The organism is Levilactobacillus wangkuiensis (genome assembly GCF_016861605.1).
GTDB classification, from domain to species: domain Bacteria; phylum Bacillota; class Bacilli; order Lactobacillales; family Lactobacillaceae; genus Levilactobacillus; species Levilactobacillus wangkuiensis.
In genome coordinates this window covers 106,806-126,353 of sequence record NZ_BOLM01000004.1, presented here as the reverse complement: position 1 = coordinate 126,353, position 19,548 = coordinate 106,806, and the positions used below count along the sequence as shown (strand labels likewise).

Annotated in this window: 23 protein-coding genes and 1 tRNA gene; 17 read left to right on the top strand and 7 right to left on the bottom strand. The window is 51.4% G+C overall.

Annotation, left to right across the window (positions count from 1 at the left end):
- Positions 1-141 precede the first annotated feature (141 nt).
- Complete coding sequence (locus tag JUF13_RS04100) at positions 142-1,053, top strand: DMT family transporter (protein ID WP_125763868.1); 912 nt, start codon at positions 142-144, stop codon at positions 1,051-1,053.
- 11 nt (positions 1,054-1,064) lie between these two features.
- Positions 1,065-1,688: a histidine phosphatase family protein gene (locus JUF13_RS04095; RefSeq protein ID WP_203637861.1), complete on the top strand. Its 624-nt coding sequence runs from the start codon at positions 1,065-1,067 to the stop codon at positions 1,686-1,688.
- A 136-nt stretch (positions 1,689-1,824) separates the two neighbouring features.
- On the opposite strand, the gene JUF13_RS04090 is transcribed toward JUF13_RS04095, so the two are convergent.
- Positions 1,825-2,040, bottom strand: a complete 216-nt coding sequence (locus JUF13_RS04090) for a P8 family protein (RefSeq protein WP_125763483.1) — start codon at positions 2,038-2,040, stop codon at positions 1,825-1,827.
- A gap of 207 nt (positions 2,041-2,247) precedes the next feature.
- On the opposite strand from JUF13_RS04090, the gene JUF13_RS04085 reads away from it, so the two are divergent.
- Positions 2,248-3,231, top strand: a complete 984-nt coding sequence (locus JUF13_RS04085; RefSeq protein ID WP_203638038.1) for an aldo/keto reductase — start codon at positions 2,248-2,250, stop codon at positions 3,229-3,231.
- 44 nt (positions 3,232-3,275) lie between these two features.
- On the opposite strand, the gene JUF13_RS04080 is transcribed toward JUF13_RS04085, so the two are convergent.
- Positions 3,276-3,659, bottom strand: coding sequence for a glycine cleavage system H family protein (locus JUF13_RS04080; RefSeq protein WP_125763477.1), 384 nt, complete (start codon positions 3,657-3,659; stop codon positions 3,276-3,278).
- 859 nt (positions 3,660-4,518) lie between these two features.
- Here JUF13_RS04080 and JUF13_RS04075 point away from each other — a divergent pair.
- From JUF13_RS04075 to JUF13_RS04065, 3 genes are all read left to right on the top strand, one after another.
- The gene (locus JUF13_RS04075) at positions 4,519-5,559 is read left to right on the top strand and encodes a lipoate--protein ligase family protein (protein WP_203637859.1); all 1,041 of its coding nucleotides are present in this window, start codon (positions 4,519-4,521) and stop codon (positions 5,557-5,559) included.
- Positions 5,556-5,870, top strand: coding sequence for a DUF7671 family protein (locus tag JUF13_RS04070; protein ID WP_203637858.1), 315 nt, complete (start codon positions 5,556-5,558; stop codon positions 5,868-5,870). Before JUF13_RS04075 ends, JUF13_RS04070 begins: the two co-directional genes overlap by 4 nt.
- Before the next feature lie 162 nt (positions 5,871-6,032).
- Positions 6,033-6,875: a Fic family protein gene (locus JUF13_RS04065; RefSeq protein ID WP_203637857.1), complete on the top strand. Its 843-nt coding sequence runs from the start codon at positions 6,033-6,035 to the stop codon at positions 6,873-6,875.
- 106 nt (positions 6,876-6,981) lie between these two features.
- On the opposite strand, the gene JUF13_RS04060 is transcribed toward JUF13_RS04065, so the two are convergent.
- Entirely contained in the window at positions 6,982-8,634 is a 1,653-nt protein-coding gene (locus JUF13_RS04060) for a peptide ABC transporter substrate-binding protein (RefSeq protein WP_236002665.1), read from the bottom strand.
- A gap of 567 nt (positions 8,635-9,201) precedes the next feature.
- On the opposite strand from JUF13_RS04060, the gene mutY reads away from it, so the two are divergent.
- From mutY to JUF13_RS04035, 5 genes are all read left to right on the top strand, one after another.
- On the top strand, positions 9,202-10,341 hold the full coding sequence (gene mutY / locus JUF13_RS04055; protein ID WP_203637856.1) for an A/G-specific adenine glycosylase: 1,140 nt from the start codon (positions 9,202-9,204) through the stop codon (positions 10,339-10,341).
- Positions 10,342-10,429: 88 nt separating this feature from the next.
- Positions 10,430-10,750 (top strand): hypothetical protein, encoded by a 321-nt coding sequence (locus JUF13_RS04050; RefSeq protein WP_203637855.1) that lies wholly within the window; start codon positions 10,430-10,432, stop codon positions 10,748-10,750.
- An 11-nt stretch (positions 10,751-10,761) separates the two neighbouring features.
- A complete protein-coding gene (locus JUF13_RS04045; RefSeq protein ID WP_203637854.1) occupies positions 10,762-11,376 on the top strand; it encodes an alpha/beta hydrolase in 615 nt (204 codons plus the stop codon).
- Positions 11,377-11,563: 187 nt separating this feature from the next.
- Positions 11,564-11,767: a cold-shock protein gene (locus tag JUF13_RS04040; protein ID WP_024746588.1), complete on the top strand. Its 204-nt coding sequence runs from the start codon at positions 11,564-11,566 to the stop codon at positions 11,765-11,767.
- A 171-nt stretch (positions 11,768-11,938) separates the two neighbouring features.
- On the top strand, positions 11,939-12,181 hold the full coding sequence (locus JUF13_RS04035) for a cytochrome b5 domain-containing protein (RefSeq protein ID WP_203637853.1): 243 nt from the start codon (positions 11,939-11,941) through the stop codon (positions 12,179-12,181).
- 66 nt (positions 12,182-12,247) lie between these two features.
- Here the strand turns inward: JUF13_RS04035 and JUF13_RS04030 are convergent.
- Positions 12,248-12,321, bottom strand: a tRNA-Arg gene (locus tag JUF13_RS04030).
- A 127-nt stretch (positions 12,322-12,448) separates the two neighbouring features.
- On the opposite strand from JUF13_RS04030, the gene JUF13_RS04025 reads away from it, so the two are divergent.
- The gene (locus JUF13_RS04025; RefSeq protein WP_203637852.1) at positions 12,449-12,766 is read left to right on the top strand and encodes a hypothetical protein; all 318 of its coding nucleotides are present in this window, start codon (positions 12,449-12,451) and stop codon (positions 12,764-12,766) included.
- Between the two features lie 108 nt (positions 12,767-12,874).
- Positions 12,875-13,024 carry a hypothetical protein gene (locus JUF13_RS04020; protein WP_164511283.1) on the top strand — a complete coding sequence of 50 codons (150 nt, stop codon included), beginning with the start codon at positions 12,875-12,877 and terminating at the stop codon, positions 13,022-13,024.
- 338 nt (positions 13,025-13,362) lie between these two features.
- On the opposite strand, the gene JUF13_RS04015 is transcribed toward JUF13_RS04020, so the two are convergent.
- Complete coding sequence (locus JUF13_RS04015; protein WP_203637851.1) at positions 13,363-14,124, bottom strand: SDR family NAD(P)-dependent oxidoreductase; 762 nt, start codon at positions 14,122-14,124, stop codon at positions 13,363-13,365.
- 176 nt (positions 14,125-14,300) lie between these two features.
- Between JUF13_RS04015 and JUF13_RS04010 the strand changes: the two genes are divergently transcribed.
- Together JUF13_RS04010 and JUF13_RS04005 are read left to right on the top strand one after the other, a co-directional pair.
- Complete coding sequence (locus JUF13_RS04010; protein ID WP_203637850.1) at positions 14,301-14,996, top strand: NAD(P)H-dependent oxidoreductase; 696 nt, start codon at positions 14,301-14,303, stop codon at positions 14,994-14,996.
- Complete coding sequence (locus JUF13_RS04005) at positions 14,989-15,168, top strand: hypothetical protein (protein WP_203637849.1); 180 nt, start codon at positions 14,989-14,991, stop codon at positions 15,166-15,168. Before JUF13_RS04010 ends, JUF13_RS04005 begins: the two co-directional genes overlap by 8 nt.
- Before the next feature lie 640 nt (positions 15,169-15,808).
- Here the strand turns inward: JUF13_RS04005 and thiD are convergent.
- Positions 15,809-16,624 carry a bifunctional hydroxymethylpyrimidine kinase/phosphomethylpyrimidine kinase gene (gene thiD / locus JUF13_RS04000; protein ID WP_203637848.1) on the bottom strand — a complete coding sequence of 272 codons (816 nt, stop codon included), beginning with the start codon at positions 16,622-16,624 and terminating at the stop codon, positions 15,809-15,811.
- 118 nt (positions 16,625-16,742) lie between these two features.
- Between thiD and JUF13_RS03995 the strand changes: the two genes are divergently transcribed.
- A complete protein-coding gene (locus JUF13_RS03995; protein WP_225893659.1) occupies positions 16,743-17,039 on the top strand; it encodes a hypothetical protein in 297 nt (98 codons plus the stop codon).
- 28 nt (positions 17,040-17,067) lie between these two features.
- A complete protein-coding gene (gene codA / locus JUF13_RS03990; protein ID WP_203637845.1) occupies positions 17,068-18,303 on the top strand; it encodes a cytosine deaminase in 1,236 nt (411 codons plus the stop codon).
- A 513-nt stretch (positions 18,304-18,816) separates the two neighbouring features.
- Here the strand turns inward: codA and JUF13_RS03985 are convergent.
- Complete coding sequence (locus JUF13_RS03985; protein ID WP_203637844.1) at positions 18,817-19,287, bottom strand: hypothetical protein; 471 nt, start codon at positions 19,285-19,287, stop codon at positions 18,817-18,819.
- Between the last annotated feature and the right edge of the window lie 261 nt (positions 19,288-19,548).

The following is a 19,548-nucleotide window of genomic DNA, read 5'->3' as shown; positions in this document are numbered from 1 at the left end:
CACCTTGAACCCACCGTCGGGAACGAAAGACAGGTACTATTTTTACCATCCCAGTAACGAAATGATGATGCATACTTGAGGTATGAGAGAGAAAGGATTTATCGTGTTTTGAAGAATGTAGGTACGCCAACGGAAAACGTTATGAAGGGGATTTTCTGGGCCACGGTGGCTTCGGCCATGTTCGGGGTTTCCGGAACGGTCCTTCAGTTTATTTCACAAGGCCAATCGATTCCGACCAGTTGGTTCCTGTCCGCCCGGACGATGGGCGCCGGCGTTATTTTGTTACTGATCAGTTTAGTTTTATATGGCAAAGAAACATTTACGATTTTTAAGAGCTGGCGCGAAGTGTCCTGGCTTTTGGCCTACGCCTTGATTGGGTTAGGCGCCAACCTCCTGACCTTTTATATTGCCGTGCAGTCGGGGAATGCGGCCGCGGCCACAATCTTGCAGTACCTGAGTCCCTTATTTATTGTGTTGGGGAGCCTGTTGTTCAAGCACGAACGACCACTGCGCAGTGACCTGATTGCCTTTGCAGTCGCATTAGTCGGGGTTTTCCTGGCGATTACCCGAGGGGACATCACGCAATTGGCTATTCCCGTTAACTCCCTGTTATGGGGGATTGGTTCCGGGATCACGGCGGCTTGTTACGTGGTTTTACCGCGGCCATTGGTACGCGACTATGGTCATGCACCGATTACTGTGTTAGGCTGGGGAACGTTTATTGCCGGAATTTTCTTCAATCTGTACCATCCGGTATTTCTGAACATGCCACCAATCACCGGCACGCTAATTGGGTCAATGGCTACGGTGATTATTGTGGGAACGATTTTGCCATTCTCATTAATTCTGTATAGTACTCACTTTGCGCCGTCCGATGTGATTAGTATCGTTGACGCGACGCAACCAGTGGTGACGTTTATTTTATCGATTATTTTCCTGAGTTTAAAAATTACGATTGCGGAAGTCATTGGTTCCGTCCTAGTGATTGTGGCGATTTACCTGCTGCAACAGGGCCGACGAAAGATTGAGACGCAATTTGAGAGAGAAAATTAGGAAGTGAGAAAATGACGACCTTTGATTGGGTGCGTCATGGTCAAACGCAAGCCAACGTTGACCAGATCATGCAAGGACAATTGGATACGGCGGTCACGCATTTAACCGTGAATGGTTTACAGCAGGCCGAGCGCCTCGCTCAGTGGCTTCAGGGGAGTCACTACGACCAGTTAGTCAGCAGTCCCTTACATCGGACCCGGCAAACGACAGCGGCCTTAACGGCGAAGCTAGACGTCTTACCGCAGTTCGATGATCGGCTGATGGAGGCCGATTACGGCCGGTGGACGGGGGAAAACTTCCGGGTCTTACAGGAACGGCAACCCGCCGACTTCGACCCACTGACGGGTGAAGCCTTGCCGGATGTGCTGGTCGCAGCCGGTGGGGAGACCTACCGCGACATTCAACGTCGCGTGGGTCAGTGGTTGGCCGAAGAAGTGGTTGACCATCCGGATGACCACATTCTGGTGGTGAGCCACGGGCTAACTATCAAGGCAACGGCGCTGTTGATGCTGAACGCACCCGCAACGACGGCGTTGCCAGAACCGGCCAACACCAGTGTGACCCGAATGGAAATTGATCCGGCGACGGGTCGGCGTTATCTCCGGACTTATGGGGTAACGGCGCAGTTTAACTAACTTTAAAATCCAAACAAGGGCTCCTTAGATACGTTATGTATCTGAGGGGCCTTTTTGCATTCGGGCAGATTAATTTTAGCCAAAGAAAAATAACCCCACCACAAGGGCGAGGTTATTTTTAGGTTGAGACAGCCGGTTACTTCTTAAGGTTATCTTCCACGTAAGAACGAACTTCATCGTCGGACTTAGCGTCGATTTCCTTCATCGAAGCTTCAGTTTCATCGGTGTTGTGACCATTGGATTCCATGAAGTGATCCCAGAGAGCGTCACGAACAGGTAACTTCTTGTCGGACCAGTCGAATACTTCACTCATTTCTTTATCCAATAATGCAGTCTTTTCTACAACAGCCATAACCATTACCTCCAAAAAAAATTTGGGGTCAGCGGATCTGTTACTGGCATGGGTACCACCGGCTTCAATTTTCATGGTAGTCCTTTTTATTGGAAATGGTAAATATTTTGTTCATCTGGTAGGAGTTAGTTATTGACGCTCCCCAAACAAAACGGCAAAATAAAGGGGATGGCGCCGGCAAGACTGGCGCAGAAAGCAGGGATTACGGTGAAGTATCGTCAATTTGGTAAAACTAACTTTAACGTTAGCGAAGTTTCCTTGGGGACTTGGCAATTGGGGTCAAAGTGGGGCGACCCCTTCGATGAGGCAGATGCGCAAAATACGTTGGCCGCGGCCTATGATGCGGGGGTGAACTTCTTTGACACCGCTGATATTTATCAGGATGGCCAGAGTGAACGCGCGCTCGCCAAGTTTATCAAGGGTAAGCAGGACAAGGTGTTCGTTTCGACCAAGGTCGGCCGGAAGCTTGATCCACACGTGGCTAGTGGGTACACCGCAGCCAATATTACTAAATTTGTGGAAGAGAGCCTGACTAATTTAGACGTCGATGCGCTGGACAACGTGCTGTTGCACTGCCCACCAACACCCGTCTACTACGAACCCGAAGTCTTCTTCACACTCGACCAACTGAAAAAGGCCGGTAAAATCAAGAACTATGGGGTTTCCGTCGAGCGGGTCGAAGAAGCCATGAAGGCCTTGGACTACGACATCTCTGCCGTGGAAATCATCTACAACATGTTCCGCTTACGGCCAGCCGATAATTTCTTCAAGATGGCCCAGGCCAAGAACGTCGGCATCATCGCCCGGGTGCCGTTGGCTAGTGGCCTGTTGAGCGGGAAATACACGCTGGACACGACCTTTGGCAAGGCGGACCACCGGAACTTTAACCGGCACGGTGAAGCCTTCGACCAAGGCGAGACCTTCTCCGGAGTGGACTACGCCACGGGGGTCAAGGCCGCCAACGAATTGCACGAACGGTTAGGGTTAGACCAGGCGTTGGCACCATTAGCCTTACGTTACATTTTGATGGCCGATGCCGTTAGCACGGTGATTCCGGGTGCTTCCAAGCCAGAACAAATCACCCGCAACGTTGCCGCCGCTGATTTGCCAGCCTTTACCGCTGACCAAATGGCCATTGTGCGTGACGTTTACAACAAATATATTAAGAACCCGGTTCAATACAAGTGGTAAACAAAAATGGAAGTCCAGTGTGGGCTTCCATTTTTTAATATCGCTTAGGCAACCTGTAAATCCAATACCCAGTTGTCGGCTTGCTTGTTCTTATTCATAGTGGCAGGGTCGCCAACTAAGTCTTCATTGACCTTAACGACCGTCCCGGCGAATGGCGTCTTGAAGTTTTCGACGGCCTTGTCGCTTTCAACTTCCAAAATATCATCGCCAGCGGCCAACACGTCATCGGCCAGAATGGGTAGGTCGGCGAAACTAATGTCACCGATTTGTTCGAGGGCGTCACTGGAAAGTCCCATCCGGTAGTGACCTTGGTCACGTTGTTCCAGCCAAACGCCATCCTTGACGGTAATTTCTGGTGCGGCAGGGGTTTTATTTCCGCGGAACCAGTTCATTAGTCGTTGCCAAAAAGATTGTGGGTGTTCAGTCATCGTAAATTCCTCCCTAATGTCGTTGTTAATTTCTAGTATACCCTTTGCTTGTAACCGCTGACAATAACTTGCTCACGCTGAGGGTGCATGCTACACTAAAAATAATTTCAATCAGTGCTCGCTTGGCTGAACGCTGTGAACCGCGCCTCTGGGCTGGTGAAAAATGGGCCGTGACGCGGTACTGGTCGTTCCCGGCGGCGGTCTCAAAGTGCCCTGCTGTGGGGCCGGTTCCAGCCAAAAGGCGGGCTTTCACCTCAACTTTGAGCCAAAGATCGGTCTCAAAGGTTGTCCCATGGGCTAAGTAGCGAAAGCCGCGCTACTAAGGCCATCGACACAGCTGGTCACTTTGGCCCGCCTCTGGTCACTGACACTGACCACGTGGGTCCATTTTCACCAGCCCTGCGGCTAGCACTGGTTTAGCCCGGACACGAGCGACTGATTGAATAATTGTTAGTGAGGCGTTGTTTAGTGAATTGACGTGTCTCGGTAACAATTAAGACCGCTAGAAATTGTAAACAAAAATAATAAGATGAACAGAACGGTGTGTTGTTGCCGTTGGTGTTTAGGCCGACGGAGACTTGGATTTCTGGTGGAGCCGGAGGTCGTTAGGTGTCGAACCCTGTGATAGTGATGTTAGACTGGGCGTTTTTTCCCAGCCTTACAGCACGGACCGTGTTGGGGGACTTGTGATTTTGCAAGGCCCCCAACCGAGTCTGAAGACCGGTTCTTAGGCTTCAGACGGGTCCCATAGGGTGAAGATACCTAACGACCGCAGGCGGAATCAGAAACCCAAGGCGGAATCCTGTCAGCCGCAGACACCAACTTGCACAACACTTACCTGAAGGGAGCGTTACCTGAAATGTTTTTAATCGATACCAATCGCAACGGCCAAGTCGTGACCGATGCCATCGTCAATCAATCCATCGACAACTACTTAGTCAACGATTTAAAATTACCCGGCCACGGCCTGATGATGTACGTCAACCAACCGGCCGTCATCGTTGGCATTAACCAAACGGTGGGGGCCGAGGTTGATTTCCACTATTTAGAACAGAACCACGTGCAACTGGTGCGGCGAACGTCTGGTGGTGGGGCCGTTTACCATGATGAACGCAACCTGATTTTCGAGCACATCATTAATGGTGATCCGCAAGATGGGTCGAAATTTGGGGACTACACGGTCTTTGCCGAACCCGTTTTGCGGGCGCTCAAGGCGATGGGTGTGGCCGACCTGGGCATCAGCAACAAGAGTGCCTTGACGGTCGACGGTAAGAAATTTTCTGGCATGACCATGTTTAAAAATGGGGAAGGCTACGCGGCCGGCGGGACCATTATGTACGACCTGAACGTGGATGCGGCCCACGCCTCCCTTTTGCCAGCCAGCGATCGGCCTCACCGCGGCGTCGATTCCAACCGGGTGGCGATTACCAACCTGCGGCAGTACCTGGCCCCAGAATACCGGGACTTGGATATTCAAGCGTTCAAGGAAGCCTTACTCTGCCACATTTTTGAAGTCGATAGCTTAGATCAAATCGAAACGTATCACTTGAGCGACAAGGACTGGGCCGTGATCGATCAACGGCTGACCGAAAAGTATGATACGGATGCCTGGAACTACGGCGCCAATCCTGGTTTCCGGGAATATCATAAGCTGACGGTCGTCAACGGTGAGTTGCACGTCAACTTCACCCGCCATGCTGGCAAATTGCGGACGGCTATGTTATTTGGCGCAATCGGTACGCCTGCACAACTACACGCCATTTCGGAACAGCTGACCGGTATCGACGCCACACCAGCCGCAGTCGAAGCCGTATTGACGCAGCCAGATGTGGCGGCCGTGTTGGGCGCGGATGCCATTGCGCCACTTGTTCAGGTATTCACTGAGGAGGCGGCGCGATGAAGGCCAAGTACGACGTGAACCAGTACGTCGGAGTGCCCGTGCAGGCCAATGCCTCCGGCGAGTACGAAATCAAACGTGAACCGGATGGCGATTTCAAGCTCCATTCCTGGCGCACCGGCCGCCACAGCAAGGGCAAGTACAAGGGGACCGGTCAAATTTTTCTGACCGAAAATCACTTGAAGGTGGCGGTGGTCGCTGCCTATCCGGTCGCCTACAAGGAGCGGCACGACTACACGCCAATGCAGCGGCTGACTAGTGAATTTGTCAGTGAAGATCTGGTACAAGTTGCCATGGCTAAACTGCCGAGTTAATCGTAGCGAATTAAGTTGGTGACAACTCGCAGCTTACCTGCCCGTTTACTAAGTCGTTTGTTCCGATAATTTGACTAGACTTTAAGACGACCGATAACGTTTCGGTCGTCTTATTTGCTATAATAGTGGCAATATAATTTGCCAAAAGGAGTTGAAATTCTAATGCCAATCGAAGAAAAACTTGCAGAAATTAGCGAACTTAAAGCAAAAATGGATACTTTTCGGCCCTTATCAGTTGAGCAAGTTAAAGAATTGGATCAGCGTGTCCGTATCGAACATGTCTGGTCATCTAATGCCATTGAAGGAAACACATTAACTCGCTATGAAACTGCCTCAATTCTGAATACAGGCATGACCATCCATGGCGTTCCCGTTAAAGATGTCCTCGAAACGTTAGATCTGAATGAAGCTTACGAATACATGATGGAACTAGCTAGTCAACAGACGCCGTTAAGCTCCACCTTGATTCGCACACTAAATCGCATCGTGACCCTGCAAACGACTAATGACAAGGCAAACGCGGGAGTCTACCGAATTTTAGCGGCATGGCCGTTTGGCAGCGAAGACAAGCCCTATGTCGCGCCATTTGATATTGCCCCGCAAATGGACCAGTTGATTGACTGGGCGCACACGGAGCAGAAGACCCTACATCCGGTTCAGTTCGCTGCTGATTTGCATCAAAGGTTCGTTTCAATTCATCCCTTTGCTGATGGTAACGGGCGAACGGCACGTTTGTTGATGAATATGGCGTTGACTCAAGCCGGTTACCCGGTCATCAATGTTCAACCGGATAAAGAAGCACGGACCATCTACATGGAAGATTTGGCCGCTTCTCGTGAAAGTGGCAATCTACAACCATTTGAAATCTTAATCAGTGATTACGTACGCAAAACGTTGGCGCAGCGAATCAGTATTCTTGAACTCAATGAAAAAAATCAGGAAGACGCTAAGAATGACGTTGATCCGCGGTTCGAGAAATTTTTGCAGGATAAAGATAATGACTAACGGACGACAGGCCAATATTAGCGGCAAAAAAGATATGATGCACCTGGGAGCATAACGCAAGCCTCAGGTGTATCATATCTTTTTTTGACAACTAGTATTGAGTCAATTACTTCACGAAGTAAGCACCCTTAAAGTTGGATTGCGTGCCAACCGTATTGTACTGCACCCCGTTGAGCTTGGGGTTGACGAGGTAGGTGCTGGCTGGTTGAAAGAGGGGCGTGACGCCTTGGGACTTCATCAACACACCGTCTGCCTTGAGCAGGGTTTTCCAGCGCGTACTGTTAAAGGCGGGCGCCGTGCTGGCCTGGGCAATCAGCTGGTCGTACGTGGTGTTCGACCATTTCCCCGTGTTGGCCATGCTGGTGCTGGTAAAGAGCGCCAACATCGACAGCGGGTCGGCGTACTGCGCGTGCTGGGTCGTCAACGTTAAATCAGTGCTGGTCGGTTCCGGGAGTTCGTCGACGGACCATTCACGGGGCACCAACCGAATCGTCAGGCCCGGCAAGGCTGCGGTCAGCTGTTGCTGCAACGTGTGGGCAATCTTGTAGCTGTAGGTGGCGTCCAGGTAGCTCAGGGTCAGCGTGAGGTGTTTGACACCAGCCCGTTTCTTGGCCGTCTGCCAGAGCTTTTTAGCCAATGGTAAATTCAATTTCAGTGTTTGCTGTTGCGGTTGGGTGGCCGCGAAATCTGACGTGCCTCGTTGGCCGCGACTCAGACCGGCGGGGACGATACCCTGGGCGGGAAGCGAGGTGCTGCCATAAGAGGCGGTGCCCAGTTTCTGTCGATCGATGGCGTGAGAAATAGCTAACCGGGCGATTCGTTGGCGGAGTAATTGATTGACCGTCGATTTCGGTCCGGCCTGACGATAGTTTAACAGCACCATTTTCGAGTACGGTCGCGCGGTGTAGGCGGCCTGTTTTTCAAACGATTTAATGTTGGCCTTGCCCAGCAAGCGGACCTCATCGAGCGTGCCCTTGCGGTAATCCGTCCACATCTTGGCGTTGCTATGGTAAACATCCACGTTGATGCGCTGGAGGTAGACGTGCTCGCGGTCCCAGTAATGCGGGTTGGGAATCATGTGCCAGTGCTGGGCGGTGTTGCCCTTGCTGGCGACCATGAACGGACCGGCGTAGACTTGGTACTGTGGCTTAGTCGCGTACTTGTTGCCATACTTAATGGCGGTACGCTCATTTTGCGGGCCAAACAGGGGGAACGTCAGTCGTTGTGGCAGCTCCGCCATGGGGTGATCCAGATGGACGACTAATGTGAAACGACTCGGTGCGCTCACGCCCAGTTTAGTCGCGGGCAACTTGCCATCGAGAATTTGGCGCGCGTTTTGCATCCCGACAAAGAGGTCGGCGTTCGGCGCCTTGGTCGTGGGGGACAGGGCCCGTTGCCAGGAATAAACGAAGTCGTGGGCCGTGATAAGGTCACCGTTGCTCCAGTGGGAATCGCGCCAGAGGGTAAAGGTGTAGGTCTTCTTATGATTGGTCACCTTGACCTTTTTAGCCAGTGCCAGTTCAGCTTGGCCCTCGCCAGTCGTTGAATAGAGGCCTTCAATGGTGTTGTTCAGCCGCCCAAATTGGGTAAGCTTGTCGGTATCCAGCGTCGTCAGGGGCCGTGAGGTGGCCAGGGTGACGACCTGTTTGCGGGTCATGACGCCCTTGCTGTCACTGGTCGTATGCGTTTCCTTGGCCATCTGGCAGCCGGCTAAGCTGGTACATAGGATTAATATTAGAAAGAATCGCCAACGTTTCACGTTTACCACTCCGTTATGTCATAGTCTCTTGGGTTAAACCGGTCTTTGTCATGCGCCTCCGGGCTGGTGAAAATGGGCCGTGGGGCTGTGGGCGCACGTCTGGAGCCGAAGGGCGGTCTCCAGACTTACTTTGAGCCGAAGTTCACGTCTCAAAGATAGCAGTTGCCTAAGCGGGGGACCCGCTAAGGCAACTCCCACGGCTGAGCCCATTTTCACCAGCCCTGCGGCTGACACGGGTTTAACCCGTTCAGTTTTGTGTGTTTGTTATCCTAATGTCTAAAACTTGTTTAATTGAGTTAGGTGTAGTCAGTTGAATTGATAGATCAATTAATTGTTCTGAGTTGTGATTTAACTTGGCAATCAAGCCTTACCCAACAACTGACTAATAATCAACAATCATTGCTCCACTAGGCAGTCAACCTTGTCGGTGTTTCTACCTATGTTGTCATTCCTCACTGATGATAGGGGAGTCGTGGGGGGACGTCAAGCTTTACTTGTTCCGGGTGGGCGAATTCGCTAGAATAGGAAAAAGGTTTCGTAAATTAGAACGAAAGAAGGGGTCAGCTGATGGAAAAATGGTCGGCAGCCACCATCCGGGATTTTCGCCGGACGTTGTTGGCTTGGTATGATCAAGAGGGGCGGGATCTGCCGTGGCGGCGGGACCACGAGCCCTATCACGTTTGGGTCAGTGAGATCATGTTGCAACAGACGCAGGTCAATACGGTGATTCCGTATTACGAGAATTTTATGGCGACCTTTCCCACGGTCACGGCGTTGGCCAATGCCGAACAAGCGGACCTCTTGAAGGCCTGGCAGGGACTTGGGTACTATTCGCGGGCGCGGAATCTACAACGCGCGGCACAGCAGTTGGTCAACGACTATCACGGGGAGTGGCCCCGGACCGCGGCTGGTCTGGCTGATTTAGTCGGCATCGGCCCCTACACGGCCGGCGCCATCGCCAGTATTGCGTTTGGTGAAGTGGTTCCGGCGGTCGATGGCAATGCCTTTCGCGTTTTTTCACGGCTGTTACTGATTGACGATGATATCGCCAAGCCGCAGACACGGAAAATTTTTGAACAGGTGATTCAGCCCATCGTTGATCCGAAGCGGCCGGGCGCTTTTAACCAAGCCATCATGGACCTAGGCTCCAGCTATATGACGGCGAAAAATTCTGATCCGGCCCATTCGCCGGTCCGTGAGTTTGACGCCGCTTACCAGGAAGACCGGGTGGACGAATTTCCAGTGAAGACCAAGGCGCCGCGGCCAAAATTGATGCCGTATTATGGTCTGATTGTCCATTCGCCCGCGGGGTACCTGATGGTTCAGCGGGATGCTAACCAAATGTTGACGGGCTACTGGACGTTTCCGTTGGTGATTCAGGCAGAGCTCCGCGAGGCCGTGCCGGTGGATGTGCCCACGTTAGAGACGGACATTGCGGCATTGGAGCAACAATTTTCAACGGACTATCAGCTCCCCATCGGCCTCACGGCAGTCAGCGGGCAGCCCGTCAGTCACACCTACACCCACCAACGCTGGCAGGTGAAGCTACTGGTCGCGGAACTAGCGACGACGCCATCACTGACTTTTTACCCTGGTAAATGGGTGCCGGCAGCCGAGATTCGGGCCTTACCACTGCCCAAGGTGCAGGAAAAAATCATGACGCGCTACCAAAATCAGGGCCATCCACAGGCATTTCCCAAGAATTAGTTTCCGTGCGGGCGAAATTGCAGTATCATCGAGTTAATTAGAAAAAGACTGTCGTTTTGGGGAATAACCTACGAAGGAGTGACTGGGCATGCAAACGATTTTTGATGTATTGAAGCATATTTCGGTAAATCACCAGGAAGTAGAAAGCAACCAGGTCGTCATCACCGATAAAGTTGGCAAGCCAAATGGCTTATTAACCGATTTGTTGCATGACTTGATCAATAACGCCTTACTGTTTGTCACGCTGGCAGATTTAGAATCAGCCGATGAGTTAATTGAACACTTACGAACGCACACGCCGTTACCCGTGGACGTGCTGAGCGAATACGGCAAAATCTTAACGGAAACGTGTGAAGGCTTGAATTTTGCGCCCCAGAAGGGCCAGATTGAAATCATCGTCCAACGTTAGGAGGCTGACCGATGACGGAAACGGATTTAATTGAAACGATGCCCGGCGCCAATACGGCAGCCCCACTCCTGCTCTTGCAGGGAACTGGCGGGACGAATCAGGAAATGTTGACGTTTGGTCGGCGTTTGGCCCCGCAGAGTCCATTGATCACGATTGCGGGCCGGCAGGGTGTTGGCGCGCAACGGCAATATTATTCGCAAACGGCGGCGGGACCCGTGAACCCGGCGCAAATCGCTGAAGAGGCCAACTGGTTGGGCGAGCAGGTCCAGCAGGTCTGCCAGGAGCACCGCTGGGACGCTGAGCGGCTGGTGGTGGTCGGTTATTCAAATGGTGCGGCCATGGCTGCCTACGGGGTCCTAACGGGGCAAATTCCGGGGCAGGCGGCGTTGCTCTTCCATCCGTTGCAGTTACCAGTGGCGTTGCCAGTTCAGCGACCCGGTTATCGGGCTTGGCTGTCGGCGGGGGAACATGATCCGCTGGTAACGGTCGCCACGGTAAAAAAAGTTTTAAAAAGTTTTGACGAGATTCAGGCGGAAACGACGATGGAAATAACGGGCGGAACTCACCAGCTGACGCCGCATGAGGTGCTTGCGGCACAAACATGGTTAACAGTGAATGCTTTATAGGGGTCGCTAAAAAGTTTGCCGATTTCGACACTTTGCATTTGCTATTCTCGGGAATACCTGTTATTCTATGACTAATGTATTTATGGTTCGGAAGTAAAGGCTCGACGTTCTTATAAGAATGGCTCCTTTTTACCCCAGCTTTCAAATGCAAATATTATTGCGCTATGCGCATGGAGGTTTCATTCTTATGGAACAAGGTACTGTTAAATGGTTCAACGCTGATAAAGGTTACGGCTTCATCACTTTGGAAAACGGCTCAGACGTTTTCGTTCACTTCTCCGCTATCAACAGCGAAGGCTTCAAGACTCTTGAAGAAGGCCAACACGTATCCCTTGATGTAGAACAAGGCGACCGTGGCCCACAAGCTGCTAACGTTACGGTAGTTGACTAATTTACATTAGCCTAAATCGTGCTTAGTAAAAAACCACTGACTTCGGTTAGTGGTTTTTTTGCGTCCAAATTTTTGAAATTTACGCAAAGGTTATCACCTGACAAGCGAATTACTTGTATTGTTTGCCAACTCAGTTTACGATAAGGCTAAATCTATTAGGCGGTGAGTTGTGTGAGTGAAGAAAAAGTTTTCAATCAAGCAGAATTAGCGAAGTTTAACGGTCAAGATGGCCAACCAGCCTACGTGGCGATTGCGGGCGTCGTGTACGATGTCAGTGGCGTCGAAGCCTGGACCGGTGGCAAGCACCACGGTAACTTGGCCGGTCAAGAACTGACCAGCGTGATCGATGGCAAGTCGCCTCACGGTCGTAAGGTTTTGAAGAACTTACCCGTTGTTGGCAAGTACGAAGACTAAATCGTTATGGATACGAAAAAGGTTGGGACCTGGTCCCAACCTTTTTGATAACCCATTTAATTGTGATGTCGCAAGAGAGATTCGAACCCTCGACCTACGGTTTAGAAGACCGTTGCTCTATCCAGCTGAGCTATTGCGACAAAATCCCAATAACTCCTTAATTATAGAGAAGCAACGTAGCCGTGTCAATCACTGTTCTGCGCCGTTAGTTGACAGAGACCGGTCGTTCCAGTAAAGTTAGGCTAAATCACAGAAGGAGGGTTTCCCTTGGGTGTCGTTCATATCGTTGCCGAGGCTATTGTCTTTTTCGCGGCTATTTTACTTATCTATTATTTCTTCCAAATTACACAAGCGCTCGGCGACCGCAAGAAAAATATTCGTTACTTAATTATCTCTGCCGTGGTTCTCTTCATTGCCTACCCAGTGTCTAATTTGTCCGGGAAAAAGACGGTCAATCCGTCAACCCAGATTTCGGATCAGGTGCGTAAGGTTCAGAAGAAGCACAAAGAGAAAAAGGAATCCGAGAAAAAAGAGTCCGAACAGAAATCATCAAGTAGCGCAAAGAGTCAGTCAGAAAGTAAGTAAATCGCTAAAATTATCAAGAATTTGTAACGACTGGTCCATACAACTTGCAATCTTCCTGTAACATTAGGATAATATATTTGTAACCTAATGTTGACGGGGGGAATTCTGATGCATGCAGTAGCTATTATTATCATGATCATTTTAATTGCCGGGGTTAGTCAGTTGTATCTGAATAACCGGAATGCTTTCCGTAAGAAGAGCAAGCATCTGGCAACTCGTGACAAATTCCATGACGATTCAAATCGTCGGTTAAGTTAATTTTGGGTAACGTCTAGTGTTCCAGCTAGGCGTTTTTCTTTTGGCCGAAAATGGGTGCGGTCGATTTTCGTTCCCGGCGGTGAGCTCAAGGCAGCCTGCTGTGGGGAACAGCTCCAGCCTGAGGGGCGGTCTTCCGACACAGCTGGCTACCTTGGCTCGCCTCTGGTCACTGACAGTTGCCACGCATTTTCGACGTTCTTATGCTTGTTCGGCAGGTAATTGTGGTGTTTTCAAGTCATGTAGTTTGCTTATTCTTAATCTAAGGATACGACTCAAAAAGCCGCCACACAGAAAACACTCCAGCGTGACGGCTTCATATTAAGTTGAACAGCAATTATTTAGTACATTTGAATATCGCCACCGTCGACCATCAGCGTTTGGCCGGTCATGTAGGCGCTGGCGCTGCTGGCGAGGAAGAGGGCGACGGAACCGATGTCTTGTTCGGGGTCACCCAGGCGATGCAGCGGAATGCTGTTGACCAAGTGGTCGTATTGTTCCGGTGCAGCCTGGTGCCACTGCTTGACGCCCTCGGTTTCAGCGATGGGGGAAATGATGTTCAGGCGAATGCCATCGGGGGCCCATTCATGGGCAACGACGCGGGTCAATCCCCGGATGGCTTCCTTAGCCGCAGCGTAGGCCGCCTGCGTTTGTTGGCCACGGATACCGGCACCGGAGGCAAAATTGATGACGCAACCCTGCGTGGCCTTTAGGGATTCATGGGCCAATTGCATCAAATGCCGCGTTGGGTTGAAACTGGTGTTGAAGGACAACGCAAAGTCCTCGTCAGTCAGCTGGTCAAACGGCTTCTGCCGGGAAGCGTGGGCGTTGTTGATTAAAACGTCTAGCTTGCCAAATTTTGCGAGTGCCGTTTCAATGATCTTCTGGTCGTTCTCGTATGTAGAAATGTCCACGTTAAGCGTTTCAATCGTGCCGAAGGCGGCTAATTTTTCCGCGGCGGCTTGAAGATGTTCGTCGTTCACGTCGACGATTAAAACCTGTGCGCCCGCTTTAACAAAGGCCGTCGCCATGCCGAGGCCGATACCGCCCGCACCACCGGTGATGATGACGCTCTTACCCTGTACGTCCCACTGAATTGCCATATGTGTGTTCCTCCTTGAATTAAGTTAATCATTTGATCAGCGAGCAATTATACAGGAGTTTATTATTTTTGTAAACGGTTTCACAAAAATAGCCAAACTAACCGGGCGTTGGTTTCAGTCGTTTCACTATTTTGTGATACAGTAGTTCTAGAGAAAATAGAAAAGGAGCTGAGGCCATGACGACCCTTGTGTTAGTCTCCCATCCCCACCTAGCGGATTCGACCAGCCAACAATTTTTGAAGGCCAGTCTGCCGGCGAATGAAGACATTATTTGGGAGCATATTGAAAGCCAACCAACCTTAGACGTGGCAAAGGAACAGGACCAATTGCGTCACGCCGACCGCATCATTTTACAATTTCCTTTGTATTGGTACGCGGCCCCCGCAGGACTCAAGCAGTGGGAGGACACCGTGTTGACCCGGACGTTCGTGTATGGCGACCACCGCTATCCCTTGGCCGATAAGGAATTGGGTATCGTGGTGACCACTGGGATGCCGGGCAAGGCCTTTCAACGGGGCGGTGCCGAGCAAATCACGTTGGACGCAGCCTTGGCGCCGCTGGCCGCAGTTGCCGAACGGGCCAAAATGACCTGGCTGCCCATCTTTGCCATTCACCAGTTTGCCTACCTTGAAGAACCCGAAAAACTTCAATTAGTGGTGGACTACCAGCGCTACCTGACGCAGGAACAGCCCGATAGTTTGGGCGACCGTCAAACCTGGTTTGCCGAACGTTTGCCAGAAATGATCAAGCAATTGCCACCGGAACAACAGGCGACGGGGCGGTTGATCGAAGCCGAATTTGCCCAACAAAAAGATGATATCGACGCATTGGCGGACACCTTGTCGCTGATTAAGGAGCAGGAAGATGACTGAACATGCACAATGGCTTCAACTTCAAATTGATAAATTAGCTGAACAGCAGGGGAAGTTCACCGACCGGGCGTTTTGGCTGGCGTTAGCCGAATTGGTGCGCGAGCAGGAACGGCGAAGTGACCAGCTGCGCGGCGAGGTAGACGGCCGCACCTGGCGCCCCGACCGGTGGTAATTGGTTTAGCCGTTGAATTCGTTGCGCTTGCGGCTGGTGGGGTGGCAGCGCCTGAGGGGACCGATACAAGCCTGAGAAGCGGTCTTGTATCTTGCCTTTGAGCCTTGAAAAACACAAGTCTCAAAGGTCATCCGTGATGTAGGCTGAGAAAGGACCCCAGCCAACATCACCGACACAGGCCTCGCCACCCCACCAGCCTCCAGCTCCACTGACATTGGTTAAACCAATACCGGTGGCTTGTTTTTGAATTTAACATTGTCGCATTGTTACTACAATAAAAAAATACTAAGCAAAGCGGATACATTTGTGACAACCACATATTTGGCGGCTAATGTTTGGCTCCACGACCGTGAAGATGTCATGGTCGTTGTGAGTGACCAGAGGCGGATCAAAACGGACAGCTGTGTCGGTGGTCTTAACTGAGTGTTTTTCTCAGTTTAGAGCACGGGACGACCTTGGAAACTCGCGGTCCTTTGCGAGGTTTCAAGGCGAGGCGCCAGACCGCCCCCTCAGGCTGGCGCCGGTCCCCACAGCAGAGCGTCTTGAATCCGCCCTCGGGAACGGACAGGACCACGAGTCATTTTCACTGTCGCCGGAGTAAACAAAAAAGCCCAGCCGAAATAGCTGGGCTTGGAACCAATTAGTATTCGCGTTGCTGGGCGGCCCAGTGGTTGATGGGACCGAACTTGTGCCCCACCTCAATCGGACTCCCAATGGCGGTGTTCACGAACTGCTTGGCAATGGCAATGGCGGTCTTCATCGGCGTGCCCTTGGCCAACTCGGCCGTGATGCAGGCGGATAGTGAATCACCGGTGCCGTTGACCCGGTCCGTTTCGTGGTAGGGTTCGCTGAGCCAGAAGCCTTCGCCGGACTCGAGGAGCACGTAGTCACGGACGGCTTGCTGGTTAGTGTCGGCGTGACTGCCCTTGGCGACCACGTTTTTGGCACCCATGGCCTGCATCTTCTGCGCGGCGGCAATCATGTCGGCATCGCTGTTGATGGTCATTTCCGCAATTTTTTGGACTTCGTAAAAGTTTGGTGTCAGGACGGTTGCCAGTGGAATTAATTTTGTCCGCAGGGTGTTAAAGGCACTTTCCTCTAACAACTGGTTACCGTGCTTCGTCATGATGACGGGGTCGACCACTAAGGGGCCAAAATCGGCGGCCTGATAATTCTTGACCACATCTTCGATCAGTTCGGAATCGGCGAGCATCCCCGTCTTGGCGGCACGAATGTGGTAGTCGTCAGCTAGGTCAGCGAACTCTTGATCAATAAAATCTGTTGGCATCGGCACGCTCGCGTGGATACCGTAAGAATTTCCCGCCACACAGGCGGTGATGACGGACGCACCATAAACGTTGCGGGCGAAGAAGGTGTGCAGATCAGCCTGCATGCCGGCGCTACCATCGCTATCGGACCCGGCGATGGTGAGAGCTTGGGGATAAGAATTTAGCATAATGTAATCAGACCTCCGTTTTCATAAATTGATTAGATTTAGGATAGCATAGAATGTAGAAAAATTGCTACTAAACACCACAGATAGTTTAGCAACAAGCAAAAGGGGGATGGGGCGCATGACATTCGGAGCGCGACTGGTTTTAGAATGGAGTTTCATCGGGGCGGTGGCGAGTTGGGTGGCCATTGCCGGGGCCTTTGACCAGCTTTATTTGGTAATTCCCAACGAACCACTGACTTTAACGCTCGGATTGGGACTAACTGTGATAAGCTTGTATGGGTTGGTTCACTCGGCACGACGGGGGCCACGATGGGCACTGATACCGGCGACGGTGGCAATTATTGCCGTTATTGCGGGTATCGTCACGGACGGTTCCTTGTTAGCGTTGGGCTTGACCATTCCGGGATTTTATTAATCGAAATTTAGGAGGCAGGTTAACGCGCATGTTAATTCAACAAGGGCACATCGAAAACGCAAAGCAGCCACAAGATATTCGCATCGAGGACGGGAAGTTTACCGCCATCGCTGACCATTTAGAACCAAAAGATAATGAACAGGTGATTGATGCCAAGGGTAAATTGGTCTTACCACCATTCGTTGATCCACACGTCCATTTGGACAGTACGATGACGGCGGGAGACCCCGAATGGAACCAATCCGGGACCCTCTTCGATGGGATTCGTATCTGGTCAGAACGCAAGAAGACGTTGAGCATTGAAGACGTCAAGACCCGTTCTCGCCAGGCTTTGGAACGGCAAGCTGCCAACGGGATTCAGTTCGTGCGTTCCCACGTGGACGTCACCGACCCTAGCCTGACCGCTTTGAAGGCCCTGATTGAAGTGCGCGACGAGGTCAAAGACTTCATCGAACTCCAATTGGTTGCCTTCCCTCAAGAGGGGATTCTTTCATTCCCTCATGGTAAGGAATTGATGGAGCAGTCCGCTAAATTAGGCGTTGACGTCATTGGGGCCATTCCTCATTTCGAATTCACCCGTGAATACAGCGTCGAATCCCTACACTTCGCCGTTGAACTGGCGCAAAAGTACGGCAAGTTAGTCGACGCCCACTGTGACGAAATCGACGACCCCGCTTCCCGTGGATTGGAAACGTTGGCGACCTTAGCCCTCGAAACCGGCTTGGGTGACCAAGTAACGGCCAGTCACACCACGGCCATGGGGTCTTACAACAACGCGTATGCTTACAAATTAATGCGTCTCTTACAAATGTCACACATCAACATGATTTCTAACCCATTGATCAACACCCACTTGGGCGGTCGATTTGACACGTATCCCAAGCGTCGTGGCTTAACCCGGGTTAAGGAATTGAACGAAGCCGGCGTCAACGTGGCCTTCGGTGAAGATGACATCAAGGATCCTTGGTACCCAATGGGTGATGGCAACATGCTGGATTCCCTGCACATGGGGATTCACGTCACGCAAATGATGGGTTACGACGACATCATGAATTCTTACCAATTCGTGACGACCCATGGGGCCAAGGCCATGCACGTGACCGACCACTACGGTATCGAAGTCGGCAAGCCAGCGAACTTGGTTGTGATGAACAATGATAACTTCTATAACGCTTTGAACCAGCGGTCGGAGGTGCTTTACTCCATCCACCACGGCAAGATCATCGTCAAGACCGACCCTAAGCAAGTTCACTTAGATCTCTAAACTAGGTGTTGGTACAACGCCTCCGGGTTGGTGAAAATGGGCCTGGTCGCGTCCGTTCCCGGCGGCGAGCTCAAGGAGCCCTGCTGTGGGGCCGGTTCCAGCCGAAGAGCGGTCTTCCACCTCAACTTTGAGCCAAAGTGCGGTCTCAAAGGTTGTCCCATGGGCTAAGCTGAGGAAATCGCTCAGCTAAGACCATCGACACAGCCGGGCACCTTGGCTCACCTCTGGTCACTCCCACGACTGGTCCAGTTTTCCCAGCCCTGTGGCTGACACTGGTTTAGTCCGTGGACTTGTGGGGACCGGTCTTCGCTGGTGTGCTTGTCTATTATTGGCTAGTGGAACTATCTGCCGGGTAGTCAGCGTTGCGTCTTACGAATGATTAACCTAATAAATGCAACGAGACCCGTTCCCCTCAGCCATCTTGGTTGGGGGGAGCGGGTCTTTTAATTTTGGGTAAACAAAAACGTCATCCCTAGCGATTGCCAGGGATGACGTTTTGATTGCCAGGCGCGTTTATTTCTTGACGTGCTTGGTCTTTTTGACGGTTACGGTCGCTGGTTTCGGCGCCGCAACGGGCTTTTTCTTTTCGTGGTGTTGGGTTCTGAGTTGTTCCTTCAGAACCTCAATTTCAGCAGTGTGTTCGGTCTTCCATTCCTGATAGGAACTGGTCGAGTCGGTGTCGCCAGGCTTTAAGCCGGTGTTTAACCAGAAGCAGGCCTCGGACAGGCTGGGGAAGTTGTGAATCCACAGGGTCTGGCCGTTGTCGGAGTCGAACGCCACGTAGGAGCGGAAATGCTTCTTCAAAAATGTGTGGCGCCGAATCTTAAAGGCTTCCCGCTTACGGGTTAACCGATAGTCTGGTAAGATGTATTGACCGGAGACTGCTAGTTGCGGAAAACGTTCATCGCGCTGTTCACGCTGGTCCTTCAGCATGGCACGAGCTTGGTCGACGGTTATGATGGTCGCACGGATCGGATTCTTCATGAAAAACCCCCTCAAAATAGTAAAAACATTGTAAAATGGTCGTTCTCCGGTCATTGTTTCACACCTTCTAGATTAGCATAATCTAAAAGTTATGAAAACAATTTACGCTCTAAATTCACGAGTTTTTCCGGATTATTAAGATTTACGCAAAAAAGTTTTAGGTGAGGGGTGGCTGATGGTGACGTGTCCATAAATTTGGTAATAGCGGATTTCAATAGCCATGGGAAAAAGTATGGTAAACTAGCTAAGAATTAGTTCGAA